Consider the following 18,228-nt stretch of genomic DNA (forward strand, 5'->3'; position numbering starts at 1 on the left):
GTGAGAGGAGAACAGTCACATGCAGAACGATCATATACAAAGTAAAAGAATAGCAGAACAGCTTCTCAATATTGAAGCCATCTATTTGCAACCAAACGATCCATTTACATGGTCCTCAGGAATAAAATCGCCCATATATTGCGACAATCGTCTTACCCTCTCTTATCCGGCGGTGCGAAAAGAAGTTGCGAAAGGACTCGTTTCTTTGATTAACAAACATTTTTCAGAAGTACAATGCATTGCCGGGACTGCGACAGCGGGCATTCCTCATGCGGCTTGGGTAAGCGATCTACTCGATTTGCCCATGTGCTATGTTCGTTCAAAAGCGAAAAGCCATGGAAAAGGGAAACAAATAGAGGGAAAAGTACAGCCGGGCGTTAAAACGGTGGTCGTAGAAGACTTAATTTCGACAGGAGGAAGCGCTATTCAAGCAGCTAACGTCTTGCGAGAATCAGGATGCGAGGTGCTTGGAGTCGTGTCGATTTTTACTTATGAACTTGAAATAGGAAAGCAGCTGCTTGATGAAGCCAATTTAAAAGCTTATAGTTTAAGCAATTATTCAGCGCTAATGGAAGTTGCTTTAGAAAAAGGAGCGATTCAACCCACGGATTTAGAGACTCTTCGTCAATGGCGGGAAAATCCTGAGCATTGGCCGATGGTACAATCGTAATACATAGATGAAAAAATAAGGAAGAGAGCGACTCTTCCTTATTTTTTCAATTTCACCACTAAATCAGGATCCGGTGTAACATAAATGGTTTGCTGATTGTCATAGATGACAAATCCAGGTTTTGAACCGTTCGGTTTTTTGACATAACGAATTTTCGTGTAATCCACCGGTACCGAACTGGAATGTTTTGCTTTGCTGAAATAAGCGGCCAGGTTGGCGGCTTCCAACAGCGTTTCTTCGGATGGGTTATTATGGCGAATCACAACATGGGAACCGGGAATGTCTTTTGTGTGCAGCCAAATATCATCTCGTCGAGCGAGTTTCGTTGTGACATAATCATTTTGTTTATTGTTTTTGCCCACTAATATAATCGTTCCGTCACTGGCTGTGTAAGTATCGATCATTGGTTTCTCTTTTCCTTGTTTTCTCTTCGCTTTCGATTTCATCCGCAAATAGCCTTCTTCCTCTAATTCTTCGCGGATTTCTTCAATGTCTTTCGGGGATGCGGATTCAAGCTGCTGAAGCAAATTTTCAAAGTATTGAATTTCTTGCTTTGTTTTATCGATTTGCTCGTTTACAACGACCAATGCATGTTTTGCTTTTTGATACTTCGAAAAATAAGACTGGGCATTTTCCGACGGACTTTTTTTCGGGTCCAAAGGAATGGTGACCTTTTCTCCGTTTTCATCATAATAATTGATGACTTCAATTTCCGTCATTCCTTTTTGAACGGCGTACAGATTGGCGGTCAGCAATTCGCCGAGTATTTGGTACTCATCGGCATTTTCCGCTTCCTGAAGCGTTTTTTCCAATTTTTTTAGCTTGGATATATTTTTTTCTAATTCATTTTTCACCAGTCGTTCTAAATCACTGCCCAGCTGTTTTACACGGTCCCGCTCCGCTTTGCCGAAATAAAAACGGTCAAGTAGAGAACTTAGGGAATGAAACGGCTGCTTGGTTCCTTTAAGATGATTGAGATCCCGCCAGTAAAAATGCTCTTTTTCGTCTCCTTTCCACAGCATTGGCTGAAAACGCCCTTCTTTTAGCGGCTGCAGCAGGCGAATAAAGGCAGCCGGGACTGTCGTACGGTTAGGAATTCCGGCTTCATGAAGCACTTCCTTCGCGAACAACGGTGAAACACCGGAAAAGTGCTGAACTAGCTGTTTGTCGAGTTTTCCGCCATTAAAATCGAGGAGACGAAGCACGTCATCTTCGGTCGCCTCCAGTGGATTCAACTTGTTTTGGGAAGGCGGATATAAATATTCGTTTCCTGGCAATACGGTTCGGTACCGGCTAAGGGCAGGCGTAATATGTTTAATGCTGTCAATAATTTTCTGCGTCGGCTGATCCACCAGGACAATATTGCTGTGGCGTCCCATAATTTCAACGATTAACTGTTTAGTAGAAACATCGCCGATTTCGTTTTTTCCTTTTAGCTTAAAAATCAGTATACGGTCCAATTCTTTCTGTTTCAGTTCTTCGATAATAGCCCCTTCTAAGTGCTTGCGCAAAAGCATGCAGAACATGGGCGGTTCTTTCGGATTTTCGTACGGCTCATTTGTCAGCTGCACCCTGGCATAGGTAGGATGGGCAGATAGAAGCAGTTTATAATTTTTCCCTTTGGAACGGACGATGAGAATAATTTCGTTTTTATAAGGTTGATGGATTTTCGTAATTCTTCCGCCAGTGAGTACTTTTTGCAGCTCCATCATCATGGCGTGGGTAAATAATCCGTCAAACGACATAATGAAACATCCTTTTCTTTATATGATTTTAATGTTCCTTGTAAGAGCGTCCTTTTTTATGAATCTTTATTATTATAATGGAAACTCTCATTGAGTTGTTGTTAGAAATCTGTGCAAGGGAATTATGAATGGATTAAAATCCATTAGCCTTCATTTGTTTTTGCCATCACAACTAACTCCAAGCGTGAAAAGTGCTCTTTTCTAATAAATCATATCATTTTTTTGGACGAGTCTGAATAACCTTGCTATAAGAGCGACGTTTAAGGGGAGAGTGTGATAGAGAAATGAAATTCTATGAGATGGAAAGGCCGGATATAGAAAAAAAATTGAATGTTAATCTGGAAAAGGGATTGAACTCAAAAGAAGTAGAAAAAAGGAGAAAACAATTCGGCGTTAATGAATTGGAAGAAGGGGAATCCCAGTCCGCGTTTAAATTGTTTATTTCTCAGTTTAAAGATTTTATGATATTGGTTTTACTGGCAGCTACCTTAGTGTCTGGATTGATGGGGGAGTACATGGACGCGATCGCTATCGTTGCCATCGTGATCGTGAATGGGTTTCTTGGCTTTTTTCAGGAACGTAAAGCCGAACAATCTTTGCAAGCATTAAAGGAATTATCTGCTCCCAAAGTAAACGTGCTCCGGAACGGTGAATGGATAAAAATTCCTTCAAAAGAGCTCGTGATCGGGGACGTGATGAAATTCGAAAGCGGAGACCGAATTGGTGCCGACGTCCGTATTTTAAAAGCGAATAACTTAGAATTGGAAGAGTCCGCTTTAACAGGAGAATCGGTCCCTGTACCTAAAATCGCTGAATCGATTCACGGGGAACATTTAAATATCGGGGATTTAGAGAATATGGCTTTCATGGGGACAATGGTTACGAGGGGAAACGGAATCGGAGTTGTTACGGCAATCGGCATGAATACGGCAATGGGAAAAATTGCTGATTTGCTTCAAAATGCCGAAACCCTTTCTACCCCGCTCCAAATGCGGTTGGAACAGCTGGGAAAAGTATTAATTGTCGCCGCTTTGTTTTTAACGGCGTTAGTGGTGGGCATTGGGATTTTGCAAGGTCATGGTTTTTATGAAATGATTTTTGCTGGCGTATCGCTGGCGGTTGCGGCGATTCCGGAAGGGCTTCCGGCCATTGTGACAGTCGCTTTGTCATTGGGGGTTCAGCGGATGATTAAAAAAAGGGCCGTTGTCCGCAAATTGCCGGCTGTCGAAACGCTTGGATGCGCATCCGTTATTTGTTCCGATAAAACCGGAACGATGACGCAAAATAAAATGTCCGTGACCCATTTATGGTCGAATGGGAAAACGTGGACCGTAAGCGGAACAGGTTTTTCACCGAATGGAGAATTTTTTGAAGATGGCGTCCGGATCATACCCCAACGGGAAAAAAGTCTTTACCAGCTGCTGACATTCGGACTTTTATGTAATCATGCGGAGTTAAAACAAAACAAGCGTGATTTTTTTATTGACGGCGATCCAACGGAAGGGGCTTTATTGGTGGCGGCGATGAAAGCGGGCCTGACAAGGGAGAATTTGTCGCAACAATTCACAATTGAACAAGAATTCGCGTTCGACTCTATTCGAAAAATGATGTCCGTTGTGGTGAAAGATCAAAGCGGGCAGCGTTTTGTCATCACCAAAGGAGCACCGGACGTGTTAATCCAAAAGTGTTCGTCGATTCTATGGAACGAGAAAAAGGTAAACTTTTCCCGGGATCATAAAAAGATCGTAGACAACGTAATCAGTGATTTTGCTGGCATGGCTCTTCGCAATATTGCAGTTGCTTACAAACCGCTTAAGGAGAGGGAATCAGCTATTCAAAATGTAGAAGAAGCGGAAAAAGAGCTTATTTTTATTGGCATTGAAGGAATGATTGATCCGCCTCGTCCGGAAGTCAGACAAGCCATCAAAGAGTGCCGAGAAGCTGGCATTAAGACCATTATGATTACAGGAGACCATGTAATGACAGCAAGAGCCATTGCCAAGCAATTAGGGATTTTAGATAATCGTTCCAAAGTGGTCAGTGGTCAGGAACTTAATCAAATGTCTATCGCTGAACTGGAAGAAGTAGTTCAAGATACAGCTGTATTCGCCAGAGTCTCCCCGGAACATAAATTAAAAATCGTTCGGGCTCTCCAAAATAATGGCCACATTGTGGCGATGACGGGAGATGGAGTCAATGACGCACCTGCCATCAAAGCTGCTGATATCGGGATTGCCATGGGGATCTCGGGTACAGATGTGGCTAAAGAAGCTTCTTCGCTTGTGCTCATGGACGACAATTTTGCCACTATTAAGTCAGCGATTCAAGAAGGAAGAAATATATATGAAAATATTCGCAAATTTATTCGCTATTTATTAGCTTCCAATGTAGGGGAAATTTTAGTGATGCTATTTGCCATGATTTTAGCCTTTCCTCTTCCACTCGTCCCCATTCAAATTTTATGGGTCAATTTAGTGACGGATGGACTTCCGGCCATGGCACTAGGACTGGACCATCCGGAAGAAGATGTGATGAAGCGCAAACCGAGAAATCCAAAAGAAGGGGTATTTGCTCGTGGTCTTGGTTGGAAGGTTTTGTCCAGAGGATTTTTAATTGGCGCTGTCACCATCATCGCTTTTATTGTTGCTCGAAAACAGCATCCGGAAAATTTAGCCTATGCTCAAACGATTGCTTTTGCCACTTTAACCGTTAGTCAATTGATTCTTGTATTTGATTGTAGAAGCGAACATTCGATCTTTTCTCGAAATCCGTTTGAGAATCGTTGGCTCGTTCTGGCTGTTCTCTCATCGGCCGTTCTATTGCTGGCGGTGATCTATATTCCTTCGCTGCAGCCGGTTTTTCAAACGGTCACCCTTCCTCCCAGGGAATGGCTGCTTATATTAGGGCTAAGTGCATTACCGACATTTCTTTTGGCAGGCTCTTTTTATACAAGAAAAAGAAAATGATTTGTGATATAATCCAAAAGGTATCAGAGGATTTCCTCTATACCTTTTCTTTTTGCAGAAAGACATTTATCATAATGGACCCTTTTTTCATCATGTCAATATATGTAATTGACTGAATCAATAAGAAGGTTGCGTCCGATTGTCAGCTGTCCCAAAAATGCATAAAGCTTGAATGACAGCAATCCGGAAGATTACCTTGTGGATGAAGGACATTTGGGAGGGTGAAATGCTCTCCTCGATAGACGTTGTTCGTAAAAGAGAAATTCATAGCTGGATAGGATGTGAAACCGATGGTTGTTAGCATGACAGGCTTTGGAAGAAGCAAAGCAGAGTCTGCTCAGCATGCGGTTACGGTTGAAATGAAATCAGTGAACCACCGCTTTTGCGAGTTTACGATACGCATGCCCCGACAGTTATTAAAGCTGGAAGATAAAATCAAAAAATATCTCGGACAATACATAAAACGTGGGCGTGTTGAAATTTTTGTGATCATCGAAGGAGCGGGGGCTCTTAAACGTTCAATACATGTTGACTGGAATTTGATTGAGGATTATTATCAATTCATAAAAAAAATAAAAGAAAAATATCAGTTAAATGGCGAAATCCAAATCAGCGACTTTCTTCGTAAAGAAGAATTAATTACGATAGAAGAAAGAGAGGAAGAAAACGAGGAACTTGAAAAACTTGTTTTCCAAACGATAGAAGAAGCTGTTCGAAATTTGTTGGAAATGCGTAGATTAGAAGGGGAACAGCTTGAAAAAGATTTGCTGATTCAATTAAATAAAATTCAGACGGTCATTAAAAAAATTCAATCTCTTGCACCGAAAGTGTCCAAGCATTATCAAGAACGCCTTGAAAAGAAAGTAAAAGAAGCTGTGTCCAATAACGAGGTGGATGAAGCCAGAATTTTATCGGAAGTGGCTATTTTGGCTGATAAAGCGGATATTAATGAGGAATGTGTAAGATTAGCCAGCCATATAAAGCAATTTTCACAGCTTTTGGAGAAAGATGAACCGATCGGCAGAAGGCTTGATTTCATCATTCAAGAAATGAACAGAGAAGTCAATACGATTGGTTCCAAAGCGAATGACTCAGAGATCGCGGCAAATGTCATTGAATTAAAAAGCTGTTTAGAAAAAATGAAAGAACAAGTACAAAATATTGAGTAATAGGTCAGAACTTCTACGTTCAAAATCAAACATTGATTGGAGGAGCCGCATGTCCATCAGGCTGATTAATATTGGGTTTGGAAATATTGTTTCTGTCAATCGAATCATTTCCATAGTCAGTCCTGAATCCGCCCCGATTAAGCGGTTGGTTCAGGAAGCGCGCGAAAGAGGTTCATTAATTGACGCTACATACGGGAGAAGGACTAGAGCTGTCATTATTATGGACAGCGGTCATATTATACTCTCAGCCGTTCAGCCCGAAACGGTCGCGCATCGAATTGTTTCAAAAGAAGAATTGGAGGAAGGATAATTTCATGAGGAAAGAAAAAGGATTGTTGATTGTCTTGTCCGGGCCGTCCGGTGTAGGAAAGGGAACGGTGCGCAAGGCGATTTTTTCAGACCCAAATGTTGATTTCGAATACTCGATTTCCATGACGACCAGACAGCCTCGGGAAGGTGAAGTAGACGGTGTAGATTATTTTTTTAAAACCCGCGAACAATTCGAACAGCTTATAAAGGAAGGAAAGTTGCTTGAATATGCGGAGTATGTGGGGAATTATTACGGAACTCCGCTTGATTATGTGAAAGAAACATTGGAAGCGGGAAAAGACATCTTTCTGGAAATCGAAGTGCAAGGAGCCAAACAAGTACGTGAAAAAATTCCCGATGGCTTATTTATTTTCCTTGCGCCGCCAAGCCTTTCCGAACTGTATAATCGCATCGTGAATAGAGGAACAGAAGATGATGAACGAATTCGCGGACGAATGGAAAAGGCTCGCAAAGAAATCGAAATGATGGATTTATACGACTATGTAGTGGAAAATGATGAAGTGGAAAAGGCATGCGAACGCATTAAAGCCATCGTTATTGCCGAGCATTGCCGACGTGAAAGAGTTCAGCATCATTATAAAAAAATGTTGGAGGTAGAATAGTATGCTTTATCCATCGATTGACTCTTTATTAAAGAAAATTGATTCCAAATACTCACTTGTCAGCATTGCCGCCAAAAGAGCGCGTCAATTACAAGATCATCCTGAAGACGAACTTTTAGATTCCTATGTTTCACAGAAATATGTCGGTAAAGCATTGGAAGAAATAGATGCCGAGTATTTAACCTTAAAAGAAAAAACAGAAGGTACAACTTACTCCGATGAAGGATAACAACCTTATTAGGTTGTTATTTTTTCTTAATCAAAAAAGTCGAATCATGTCAGCGGTTTTCATTCGTGTGACATAAAAGCATAGACAAGTCAGTCGTTTATACGAAGAAGGAATTTTGAAATAGGAAGAGATGCTTTTAACCTGTAGGCGCCCATTAACCGATTTTATTTCCGTGAGGTTTTTTGTTTTGCTTCTTGATCCGGAATGTTTCGTTTACAAAGTCGAGTGAAAAAACAAAGCTTTTCTGTCCAATAGCGGTACAATGGTATAGAGAAGGGGGTTTCATAATGTTGAAAGGAAAAAACATCTTACTATGCGTTACAGGTGGCATTGCCGTTTACAAAGCAGCGGCATTGACCAGTAAATTAACGCAGGCGGGGGCTTCTGTAAAAGTCATTATGTCCAACGGAGCTCAAAAATTTGTCACGCCCTTAACGTTTCAAGCGCTGTCTAGAAACGATGTTTATACAGATACATTTGATGAAAAGCATCCCGAATCGATCGCCCATATTGACCTGGCAGATTGGGCCGATCTCGTTCTCGTGGCGCCGGCTACAGCGAATATAATCGGAAAACTTGCCAACGGCATAGCGGATGATATGATTTCGACGACTTTGCTTGCTGCTACTGCTCCGGTTTGGATAGCGCCGGCAATGAACGTCCATATGTACGACCATCCTGCGGTGAAGCGGAATATTGAACGTCTGCAATCTTACGGTTATCAATTTGTAGAACCAAATGAAGGTTATTTGGCTTGCGGATATGTAGGAAAAGGAAGGATGGAGGAACCGGAGAACATTGTCAAGTTGATTAGCTCGTATTGGGAAAAAGAAAAAAATCAGCCTTTGAAAGGAAAGAAAATCGTCATAACAGCGGGGCCGACACGCGAAATTTTAGATCCTGTCCGCTTTTTTTCCAACCGTTCTAGCGGAAAAATGGGATACGCCTTGGCGGAAGAGGCCCATCAATTAGGAGCTGATGTAACGCTTATTTCCGGCCCGGTTTCGTTAAATCCGCCGATCGGTGTGAACGTAAAATATATAGAAAACGCAGAAGAAATGTACGACGCCGTACTGGAGGAGTTTCCGTCCGCAGACATTGTCATTAAAAGTGCGGCTGTTGCCGATTATCGTCCAAAACAAGTATCCAATGAAAAGATGAAAAAACAGGATGGAGATTTGATCATCCAAATGGAACGGACGAAAGATATTTTAAAAACGCTCGGCGAAAGAAAAGATCATCAGTTCCTCGTTGGTTTTGCCGCTGAGACTTCCAATCTCGATGAATATGCAATGAGTAAATTGAAGCGGAAAAACGCAGATATGATCATTGCCAATAATGTGAACGAAAAAGGCGCCGGCTTTGAGGAAGATACCAATATTGTGACAATCTATAAAAAAGACGGTTCAAACAAACGATTAGGGCTTATGTCCAAAAAAGAATTGGCAAAAGAAATCTTTCGTGAAATCGTCAAAACGCTTCAAGAGGAAAGATCAAAATGAACGTAGCAAGCGTGATTGTGGATGTACCAACCATGCAAACCGACCGGCCGTTTGATTACTTGATTCCTGAAAAATGGAGTCAAATGATCCAGCCAGGCATGAGAGTGATCGTGCCTTTCGGGTCAAGAAATGTGCAAGGGTATGTAGTGAAAGTAAAAGACCATTCGTCTTTTCCTCAGTTAAAAGCCATTCGAGAGCCAATGGACGTTGTTCCGGTACTGAATCAAGAGTTGATGGATCTAGCTGACTGGTTGACGAAAACGACGCTTTGTTTTAAAGTTTCGGCCTATCAAGCGATGCTTCCAGCTGCCATGAAAGCAAAATACGAAAAGCGATTCGCGGCAGTCAACGAAGAGAAGATAGCGGATGAGAAGGTAGCCGAGCTGTTTAAGAATAAAAAGGAAATCACTTGGGAAGAAGGGGAAAAGGCGGGACTTTTAACCTCTATACAAAAAGAGGTGAAAGCTGGAACGGTTGAATTGATTTATAAGGTGAAAAGCAAAGGAAACAAAAAGACAGTACGGATGATTGGCACGAGATTATCGGCCGAGGAACTGTCAGAAGCCGCTTCCCGTTTAAAGGGGAATGCCGTCAAACAAAAACGGCTGATCGATGTGTTTAAACAACATCCAGGAGAAATGATATCTGCAAAAGAACTGCTGGAGAATGCAAACAGTACGTCATCCAGTTTGCAGGCGCTGATCCAAAAAGGGATTTTGTATGAAGAGCAAAAAGAAGTATATCGCGATCCTTATGCTCAAACGGATTTTGAAAAAACAAGTCCCTTTCCTTTGACAGATGAGCAAAGAAAAGCCATTTCCCCCATTATTGAAGCTTTGGAAGAAGAAAAGCATGAAACTTTTTTATTATACGGAGTGACAGGCAGCGGAAAAACAGAGATTTATTTGCAATCGATCCAAAAGGTACTGGAAAAAGGAAAAGAAGCCATTGTGCTCGTACCGGAAATTTCTCTGACACCACAAATGGTTCATCGCTTTAAAAGCCGATTTGGTGATGATGTAGCCGTTTTGCACAGCGGGTTGTCCATTGGCGAAAAGTATGATGAATGGCGGAAAATTTTAAAAAAAGAAGCGAAAGTAGTGGTGGGCGCTCGTTCGGCTATTTTTGCGCCGTTTGAAAACATCGGGATCATCATCATTGATGAGGAACATGAGACAAGCTATAAACAAGAAGAAACTCCGCGATATCATGCTAGGGACGTCGCGATCAAAAGAGCACAGCATTTTAATTGTCCCGTCATTTTAGGAAGCGCCACTCCTTCGTTGGAAAGTTTCGCGAGGGCGCAAAAAGGTGTATACCATTTATTAACGCTGAAAAACCGTATGAATCACCGCGATCTTCCTGAAGTGGAAATTGTCGATATGAGAGAAGAGCTGCGGGCTGGCAATCGTTCGATATTTTCAAGGTCTCTATTTGAAAAGTTAAAAGATAGAGTGGAAAAGGGCGAACAAACCGTGCTGCTTTTAAACCGAAGAGGACATTCCTCCTTTGTCATGTGCCGAGACTGCGGCTATGTCGTTCAATGTCCGCATTGCGACATTTCATTAACATATCACCATTTTTCAAATGAAATGAAATGCCATTATTGCGGCTATGAAACAATAGCGCCGTCTGTTTGCCCGGAATGCGGCAGCCCATATATTCGCTATTTTGGGACCGGAACACAAAAAGTAGAGGAAGAATTGGGAAAGCTGCTGCCTGAGGCCAGAGTCATTAGGATGGATGTGGATACGACACGAAAAAAAGGCGCTCACGAAACTCTTCTGCGCCAGTTTTCAGAAGGAAAAGCCGATATTTTACTAGGAACGCAAATGATTGCGAAAGGGCTGGATTTTCCGAATATTACACTTGTCGGGGTGTTAAGTGCGGATACGATGCTGCATCTTCCCGATTTCCGCTCGTCAGAAAAAACGTTTCAGCTATTAACCCAGGTGAGCGGACGAGCCGGCAGGCATGAATTGCAAGGAGAAGTGGTTGTTCAAACCTATACCCCTGAACATTACAGCATACAGCTTGCCGGTCAACAAAATTTTGAGCGTTTTTATCAGCGGGAGATGATCATGAGAAAATTGGGAAGTTATCCTCCGTTTTATTATTTGGCCCTTGTCAATGTCAGCCATGAGGATCCGCTCGTGGCAGCCTCCGTAACAGAAAAAATTACGAAATTCATCCGCAGCCGGCTCTCCAATAAAACGGTTGTTCTCGGACCGACTGTTTCTCCCATTCCTCGGATCAATGATAGATATCGCTATCAATGTTTGATAAAATACAAGCATGAACCAATGCTTTCCGATACGTTGAAATCGATATTGGAACAGTATAACGGACAAGGATCCTATTCTCATTTGCAAATAGCAGTGGATATCAATCCGTTTGTGATGATGTAAGTTAGGAGGAAAAGTTTTGGCGATATTACCTATTGTCACTTATCCGGCAGAAATATTAGAAAAAGAATGCAAGCGAGTGACATCTTTTGATAAACATTTAAAAAAATTGATTAAAGATATGCACGAAACAATGTTAGAGGCGGACGGGGTTGGTCTGGCCGCTCCTCAAGTCGGGATCGATCTCCAAGTAGCAGTTGTGGATATCGGAGACGAAAATGGAATGATCGCACTTGTCAATCCGGAAATTTTGGAAACAAAAGGGACCCAAACAGATATAGAAGGCTGTTTAAGTATTCCCGGTCTATACGGGGAAGTGACAAGGCCCTATTACGTGAAGGTAAAGGCAAAAGATTGGAAAGGACGAACTTTCATCATCGAAGCCAATGGTTTTTTGGCAAGGGCGATTCAACATGAAATTGATCATCTTCATGGTATTTTGTTTACTACTAAAGTGGATAAATATGTAGAAGAAGAATCGTTGGAAGGGTATGAGGCTGAATGATCAAGATTGTATTTATGGGAACACCCGATTTTTCTGTCCCTATTCTAAGAAGGCTACTAGAAGACGGCTATGAAATTCAAGCGGTTGTGACACAGCCTGACCGCCCTGTTGGCCGCAAAAAAATACTGACTCCGCCTCCTGTTAAAGTAGAAGCAGAAAAACACGGCATTCCCGTTCTCCAGCCGGAAAAATTGAGAAATTCAGAAGAATTGCGAACGATATTGAGTTTCAAGCCGGATATCGTCGTGACTGCAGCCTACGGACAAATTTTGCCGAAGAAATTGCTTGAAGCACCCAAATACGGCTGTATAAATGTTCATGCTTCTCTTTTGCCGGAACTTCGCGGCGGAGCGCCGATCCACTACGCGATCATGCAAGGCAAAAAGAAAACAGGCATCACCATCATGTATATGGCAGAAAAATTGGATGCCGGAGATATTATCAGCCAAGTGGAAGTGCCGATCGAAGAAACGGATCATGTCGGCATCTTGCATGACAAATTAAGCAAGGAAGGGGCCAAATTGCTTTCCAAAACGCTTCCAAAAATTATAAATGGCGAAATCACGCCGATTAAGCAAGACGAGAGTCGGGCGACATTTGCCCACAATATTAAGCGAGAGCAGGAAAAAATTGATTGGACCAAGCCGGGTGAGGATATTTACAATCATATACGTGGTTTGCATCCTTGGCCGGTTGCCTATACTACACTTGATGGGAATATAGTGAAAATTTGGTGGGGAGAAAAACAAACGCTCCCTGAAAAACAAGAACCCGGAACCATCGTGGCGATAGAAAATGACGGAATTCTCGTCGCTTCCGGAAATGAAACAGGCATCAAGATTACGGAGCTCCAGCCAGCCGGAAAAAAGAGGATGAAAGCAGAACAGTTTTTGAGAGGAGCCGGATCTCTGCAAATTGGAATGAAATTGGGAGATTGAAATGGAGAAAAAAAAGAAAAATGTTCGCGAGGCTGCGCTTGAACTGTTGGAAGCAGTCGAACAAAATCAGTCATACAGTAATTTATTGCTGAATTCAGCTATTCAAAAATACGATTTAACAGGTCCGGATGCCGGTTTATTGACAGAATTAACATATGGGACGATACAAAGAAAATTTACGCTGGATTATTTTTTGGCACCGTTTTTGAAACACAAGCTAAAATCATGGGTACGAAATTTATTGCGATTATCTTTGTACCAAATGGTGTATTTAGACAAAGTTCCTGACCGGGCTGTTATATTCGAAGCGGTGGAAATAGCCAAAAAACGGGGCCATAAAGGAATTGCCGGCATGGTCAATGGCGTGCTTCGCTCCATACAACGAAAGGGATTGCCAGCATTAGATGCGATCACGGATCCAGTCAAGCGAATTTCGATTGAGACAAGTCATCCTGAGTGGCTTGTCAAGCGCTGGATTCGTCAATTCGGATTGGAAAAAACAAAAGCGATGTGTGAAACCAATTTGTCCGTTCCTGTTCAAACGGTGCGCGTGAATGAAACGAAAGCAGATAGGGCTGAAGTTTTAATCAGCTTGCGCCAAGAAGGATTTTCAGCAGAAGAAAGTCCGATTTTGCCGGAAGCCATTCGAATTTTGAAAGGGAACGCAGCCCATTCGTCCGCTTTTCAGAAAGGGTTGATGACCATTCAAGATGAAAGTTCTATGCTGGTAGCGCATGCCATGAAACTGGAACCCGGAATGGTTGTCCTTGACGCCTGCGCTGCTCCCGGCGGGAAAACGACCCATATGGCGGAAAAAATGCAGGGAACAGGAAAAGTGTATGCTCTTGATTTACATCCTCATAAAATCAAATTGATTGAAGATAATGCAGTTCGATTAGGTCTTGAAAATATTTCCTCCCTTCCTCTTGATAGCCGTAAAGGAGGAGAAAAGTTCCCGCCGCAATCTTTCGACCGTATTTTAGTCGATGCCCCCTGCTCTGGACTAGGCGTTTTAAGACGGAAGCCGGATATAAAATATGTCAAGAAACAGGAAGATCTTCAGACTTTGCAGAAAATACAATTGGAAATATTGGACGCCCAGGCACCTCTTCTGAAATCCGGCGGCCTTTTGGTCTACAGTACTTGTACGGTGGACCAAGAAGAAAATGAAGGTACCGCTAATCGATTTCTTGATCGCCATCCTGAATTTGAACCCGAGCTGTTGGATCATCTGCCGGAAGCGGTGCAGCCGTTTGTAGCGGGACATTTTCTTCAAATTTTTCCTCAAGATTTTGGTGGAGATGGATTTTTTATCAGCTGTTTTAGAAAGAAGGATGAATGAAAAATGGAACAGACAATCACGATGACGAAAAAATCTAAGAAAATGATAGAAGACAGGCCGCCTTCTATCTACTCAATGGAACTGCCTGAGTTGAAAGAATGGATCCGCCATCATGGCGAAAAACCTTTCAGAGCAGAACAAATTTATGATTGGCTCTACAAGAAACGGGTCACGTCGTTTGAAGAAATGACGAATTTGCCGAAAAGCCTTCGGGATAAACTGGCGGAACACTTTACTATCACCACATTGAAAACGATTGTTCAACAAACTTCTCAAGATGGCACCATTAAATTTTTATTTGAATTGCATGATGGATTTTCTATTGAAACGGTGCTAATGCGTCATCGATACGGAAACTCGGTTTGCGTGACCACACAAGTTGGATGCCGGATTGGATGCACATTTTGTGCCTCAACTTTAGGAGGATTAAAAAGAAATTTAGAGGCGGGGGAAATCGTGGCGCAAGCGGTGCATGTGCAAAAAGCGCTCGATGAAATGGGAGAACGGGTCAGTTCCGTCGTCATTATGGGAATTGGAGAACCGTTTGATAATTATGATCAAATGCTTTCGTTTTTAAAAATTATCAACCATGAAAAAGGACTCAATATCGGCGCTCGCCATATTACGGTTTCTACAAGCGGAATCATACCGAAAATCTATCAATTTGCCGATGAAAATTTGCAAATTAATTTCGCCATTTCCCTCCATGCTCCTAATAATGAGCTTCGCAGCAAATTAATGCCAATTAACCGCGCATACAAATTGCCGGATTTAATCGAAGCCGTAAAGTATTATATTGAAAAAACAGGCAGAAGAGTCAGCTTTGAATACGGATTGTTCGGCGGAGTAAATGATTCGGTTGAACACGCCGAAGAATTGGCCGAGCTGATCAAAGATCTAAAGTGTCATGTCAATTTAATTCCAGTGAACTATGTTCCGGAACGAAATTATGTTCGGACCCCGAGAAGCCAAATCTTTAAATTTGAGAAAACGTTGAAAAAACACGGAATCAATGTAACGATTCGCCGTGAACACGGGCATGATATTGACGCTGCTTGCGGGCAACTCCGCGCTAAGGAGCGGAAAGAAGAAACGAGGTGACCGCTTATGGAGTCAGTGTTTAAGACTGATAAAGGATTAGTCCGCCAGCATAACGAAGACAGCGGCGGAATTTTTCGCAACTCATCCGGTGACCTATTGGCCATTGTGGCCGATGGAATGGGCGGCCACAATGCTGGAGATGTCGCCAGTGAAATGACGATCAAAGAATTGCAAAAAGAGTGGCAGCAAACAGAGATGATTTCCACCCCTGACAAGGCGGAAGAATGGCTAAAGACGGCCATTGTCAAAGTGAATGAGAAGATTTTATCCCACTCAAGGGAAAATATTGAATGTTCGGGTATGGGCACGACCATTGTGGCTGCGGTTTGCACAAGCCGCTTCTGCACGATTGCCAATATCGGTGACAGCCGTTGTTATATTTTGAATGAAAACGGCTTTCAAAAGCTGACGGAAGATCATTCTTTAGTGAACGAACTTGTAAGAACAGGACAAATCACCAAAGAGGATGCTGAACATCACCCCCGCAAAAATGTTTTGACGAAAGCCCTTGGGACAGAGGAGGAAGTAGCTGCCGATGTGCTAAGCATCACCTTTGAAGATGGCGATTATTTGCTGCTCTGCTCGGATGGCCTTTCCAATAAAGTTTCGGAAGCGAAAATGGAAGAAGTGATTAAAGGGGAACTTCCGTTGGCGGAAAAAGCTCAAACGCTCATTGACTTAGCCAATCAAGAAGGCGGAGAGGATAATATCACCATTGTGATTTTACACCAGACAGCCGGGAGTGAAAGCGGGTGATCGGAATGCTTGCCGGCAGGAGAATCAGCGGAAGATACAAAGTAATCGAAATGATTGGCGGAGGCGGGATGGCGCATGTCTATTTAGCACGAGATATCATATTGGACCGAGATGTAGCTCTAAAAGTATTGAGAATGGATTTTGCCGAAGAAGAAGAATTTATCCGCCGTTTTCAAAGAGAAGCTCAATCGGCAACCAGTCTTGTCCACCCGAATATCGTGAATATTTATGATGTGGGGGAAGAAGACAATATTTTTTACATTGTGATGGAATATGTGGATGGAATGACTTTAAAACAATACATAATGCAGCATTCCCCTATCCCGGTGGAGAAAGTGCTAGACATCATGAGTCAGCTGACTTCAGCTATCGCCCACGCACACCGCAATTCGATTATTCACCGTGATATTAAACCGCAGAATATTTTGATCGATCACAATGGTCATGTCAAAATTACCGATTTTGGCATTGCGATGGCTTTAAGTGCGACGTCGATTACCCAAACCAACTCTTTTCTCGGATCTGTCCATTACATCTCTCCTGAACAAGCACGTGGAGGAGTAGCAACAAAAAAATCAGACATTTACTCTCTTGGTATTGTAATGTACGAACTGCTGACAGGAAATTTGCCATTTTCAGGAGAAACAGCCATTTCCATCGCCTTAAAACATTTGCAATCCAATACCCCCTCTTTGCGGGAAAAATTTCCGGAAATTCCGCAAAGTGTGGAAAATATTGTGCTGAAAGCTACTTGCAAAGACCCTTTTTACCGTTATAACAGCGTGGAAGAAATGGAAGAAGATATAAGGACTGCTCTTGAACCGAGCCGACTGAATGAACCGAAATTTACCATTTTGGTGGACGAAGAAGAAACAAAAGTCATACCTGCCATTAAAGGTCCACTTCCGGTAGATGATTTAGAATCGACGGCTGTTTACCCATTAAAAGAAGAAACGAACAGTGGGTCGGACAAGCCGGAAAAAAAGAAAAGAAAAAAATGGCCTTGGATTGTAACCGGAATTTTCTTGCTCTTGTTGTTGGCAGCGGGGAGCGTCTTTGTGATCCCGGATTTATTGGGACCGAAAGAAATCAAGGTGCCGGATGTTCATGGGAAAACGGTGGATGACGCCGTTTCGAAATTGGTGACGGATGGATTGAAAGTTGGAGACACGATCGAAAGGTTTAGCGATCATGTACCGGCAGGAAAGGTCATCTATACCAAACCTGGTGCTAATCAAACAGTAAAAGAGGGATCTTCTGTTGATCTGTATGTAAGCTCCGGGAAAAAAACATTTAAACTGGATGATTATCGTGATCGGGATTATAATGAAATCGCCGACATGTTGGAAAAAGAACATTTTAAAAGGATCCGTAAAGTAGAGATATATGACGATCACCCGCCGGGAACCATCATAGACCAAGATCCGGGGCCAAATGAAAAAGTCGTTCCGGAAGAAACAGAGATGACATTTACGGTAAGCAGGGGTCCGGAAAAGGTATCGCTGATTGATTTGACTGATTACAACGAGAAAAGTTTGAAAGATTATGCGGCCACAAGCGGTTTAAAAGTGGACATTGTCAGAAGAGATTATTCTGACAGTGTGCCGGAAGGGCTGGTAATCTCTCAAAATCCTTCAGCCGGTACGCTGTTAAACAAAGGGGATAGAGTGGAAGTTGTGCTGTCAAAAGGCAAAAAAGAAATTCCGCCTAAAACCGTTACAAAAGAATTGTTCATTCCATATGAACCGGATGAAGAAGGAAAGCCTCAAGAAGTGGTCATTTACATCGAAGACGCAAACAACAGCATGACTGTACCATATGAGACTTTTTTCATTCATGAAGACACGAGAAAAACGATTTCATTGACGATTGCCAGTGGCAAAAAAGCAGGATATAAAGTGGTTAGAGATAAAAAAGTCATCATTGACGAAATGGTCCCTTTTCCGGATGACGAGTAAGTCCATAACG

General features: G+C 42.4%; 15 protein-coding genes. 14 read left to right on the forward strand and 1 reads right to left on the reverse strand.

The window, feature by feature from the left end; translation table 11 throughout:
• The first annotated feature begins 19 nt into the window (after positions 1-19).
• Positions 20-670 carry an orotate phosphoribosyltransferase gene (pyrE, locus tag NST12_RS06350; RefSeq protein ID WP_048623123.1) on the forward strand — a complete coding sequence of 217 codons (651 nt, stop codon included), beginning with the start codon at positions 20-22 and terminating at the stop codon, positions 668-670.
• Positions 671-708: 38 nt separating this feature from the next.
• Here pyrE and NST12_RS06355 read toward each other — a convergent pair whose 3' ends face one another.
• Positions 709-2,415: an Rqc2 family fibronectin-binding protein gene (locus NST12_RS06355; RefSeq protein ID WP_048623124.1), complete on the reverse strand. Its 1,707-nt coding sequence runs from the start codon at positions 2,413-2,415 to the stop codon at positions 709-711.
• Positions 2,416-2,699: 284 nt separating this feature from the next.
• Here NST12_RS06355 and NST12_RS06360 point away from each other — a divergent pair, with 284 nt between their 5' ends.
• The 13 genes from NST12_RS06360 to pknB all read left to right on the forward strand — a co-directional run bounded on the left by NST12_RS06360 (position 2,700) and on the right by pknB (position 18,218).
• Positions 2,700-5,381, forward strand: coding sequence for a calcium-translocating P-type ATPase, SERCA-type (locus NST12_RS06360; protein ID WP_048623125.1), 2,682 nt, complete (start codon positions 2,700-2,702; stop codon positions 5,379-5,381).
• A 290-nt stretch (positions 5,382-5,671) separates the two neighbouring features.
• Positions 5,672-6,550: a YicC/YloC family endoribonuclease gene (locus tag NST12_RS06365; RefSeq protein ID WP_048623126.1), complete on the forward strand. Its 879-nt coding sequence runs from the start codon at positions 5,672-5,674 to the stop codon at positions 6,548-6,550.
• 49 nt (positions 6,551-6,599) lie between these two features.
• Positions 6,600-6,860, forward strand: a complete 261-nt coding sequence (gene remA / locus NST12_RS06370; RefSeq protein ID WP_003354521.1) for an extracellular matrix/biofilm regulator RemA — start codon at positions 6,600-6,602, stop codon at positions 6,858-6,860.
• Between the two features lie 4 nt (positions 6,861-6,864).
• Complete coding sequence (gene gmk / locus NST12_RS06375; RefSeq protein WP_048623127.1) at positions 6,865-7,482, forward strand: guanylate kinase; 618 nt, start codon at positions 6,865-6,867, stop codon at positions 7,480-7,482.
• Between the two features lies 1 nt (position 7,483).
• Positions 7,484-7,711, forward strand: a complete 228-nt coding sequence (gene rpoZ, locus NST12_RS06380; RefSeq protein ID WP_003354523.1) for a DNA-directed RNA polymerase subunit omega — start codon at positions 7,484-7,486, stop codon at positions 7,709-7,711.
• Positions 7,712-7,998: 287 nt separating this feature from the next.
• Positions 7,999-9,213: a bifunctional phosphopantothenoylcysteine decarboxylase/phosphopantothenate--cysteine ligase CoaBC gene (gene coaBC, locus NST12_RS06385; protein ID WP_048623128.1), complete on the forward strand. Its 1,215-nt coding sequence runs from the start codon at positions 7,999-8,001 to the stop codon at positions 9,211-9,213.
• Positions 9,210-11,621, forward strand: a complete 2,412-nt coding sequence (gene priA / locus NST12_RS06390) for a primosomal protein N' (RefSeq protein ID WP_048623129.1) — start codon at positions 9,210-9,212, stop codon at positions 11,619-11,621. Before coaBC ends, priA begins: the two co-directional genes overlap by 4 nt.
• A gap of 16 nt (positions 11,622-11,637) precedes the next feature.
• Complete coding sequence (gene def / locus NST12_RS06395) at positions 11,638-12,123, forward strand: peptide deformylase (RefSeq protein WP_003354526.1); 486 nt, start codon at positions 11,638-11,640, stop codon at positions 12,121-12,123.
• The gene (gene fmt, locus NST12_RS06400; RefSeq protein ID WP_341100643.1) at positions 12,120-13,061 is read left to right on the forward strand and encodes a methionyl-tRNA formyltransferase; all 942 of its coding nucleotides are present in this window, start codon (positions 12,120-12,122) and stop codon (positions 13,059-13,061) included. The genes def and fmt overlap by 4 nt, the downstream gene beginning before the upstream one ends.
• Before the next feature lies 1 nt (position 13,062).
• Positions 13,063-14,403, forward strand: coding sequence for a 16S rRNA (cytosine(967)-C(5))-methyltransferase RsmB (gene rsmB / locus NST12_RS06405; protein ID WP_327797898.1), 1,341 nt, complete (start codon positions 13,063-13,065; stop codon positions 14,401-14,403).
• 21 nt (positions 14,404-14,424) lie between these two features.
• Complete coding sequence (gene rlmN, locus NST12_RS06410) at positions 14,425-15,504, forward strand: 23S rRNA (adenine(2503)-C(2))-methyltransferase RlmN (RefSeq protein WP_371836613.1); 1,080 nt, start codon at positions 14,425-14,427, stop codon at positions 15,502-15,504.
• Between the two features lie 6 nt (positions 15,505-15,510).
• Positions 15,511-16,260 carry a Stp1/IreP family PP2C-type Ser/Thr phosphatase gene (locus NST12_RS06415; RefSeq protein ID WP_003354530.1) on the forward strand — a complete coding sequence of 250 codons (750 nt, stop codon included), beginning with the start codon at positions 15,511-15,513 and terminating at the stop codon, positions 16,258-16,260.
• Positions 16,261-16,265: 5 nt separating this feature from the next.
• Positions 16,266-18,218, forward strand: a complete 1,953-nt coding sequence (gene pknB, locus NST12_RS06420) for a Stk1 family PASTA domain-containing Ser/Thr kinase (protein ID WP_341102139.1) — start codon at positions 16,266-16,268, stop codon at positions 18,216-18,218.
• The last annotated feature ends 10 nt before the right edge of the window (positions 18,219-18,228 follow it).

It is taken from the genome of Bacillus sp. FSL W8-1127 (genome assembly GCF_038006725.1).
Lineage (GTDB): Bacteria > Bacillota > Bacilli > Bacillales > DSM-4216 > Bacillus_O > Bacillus_O smithii.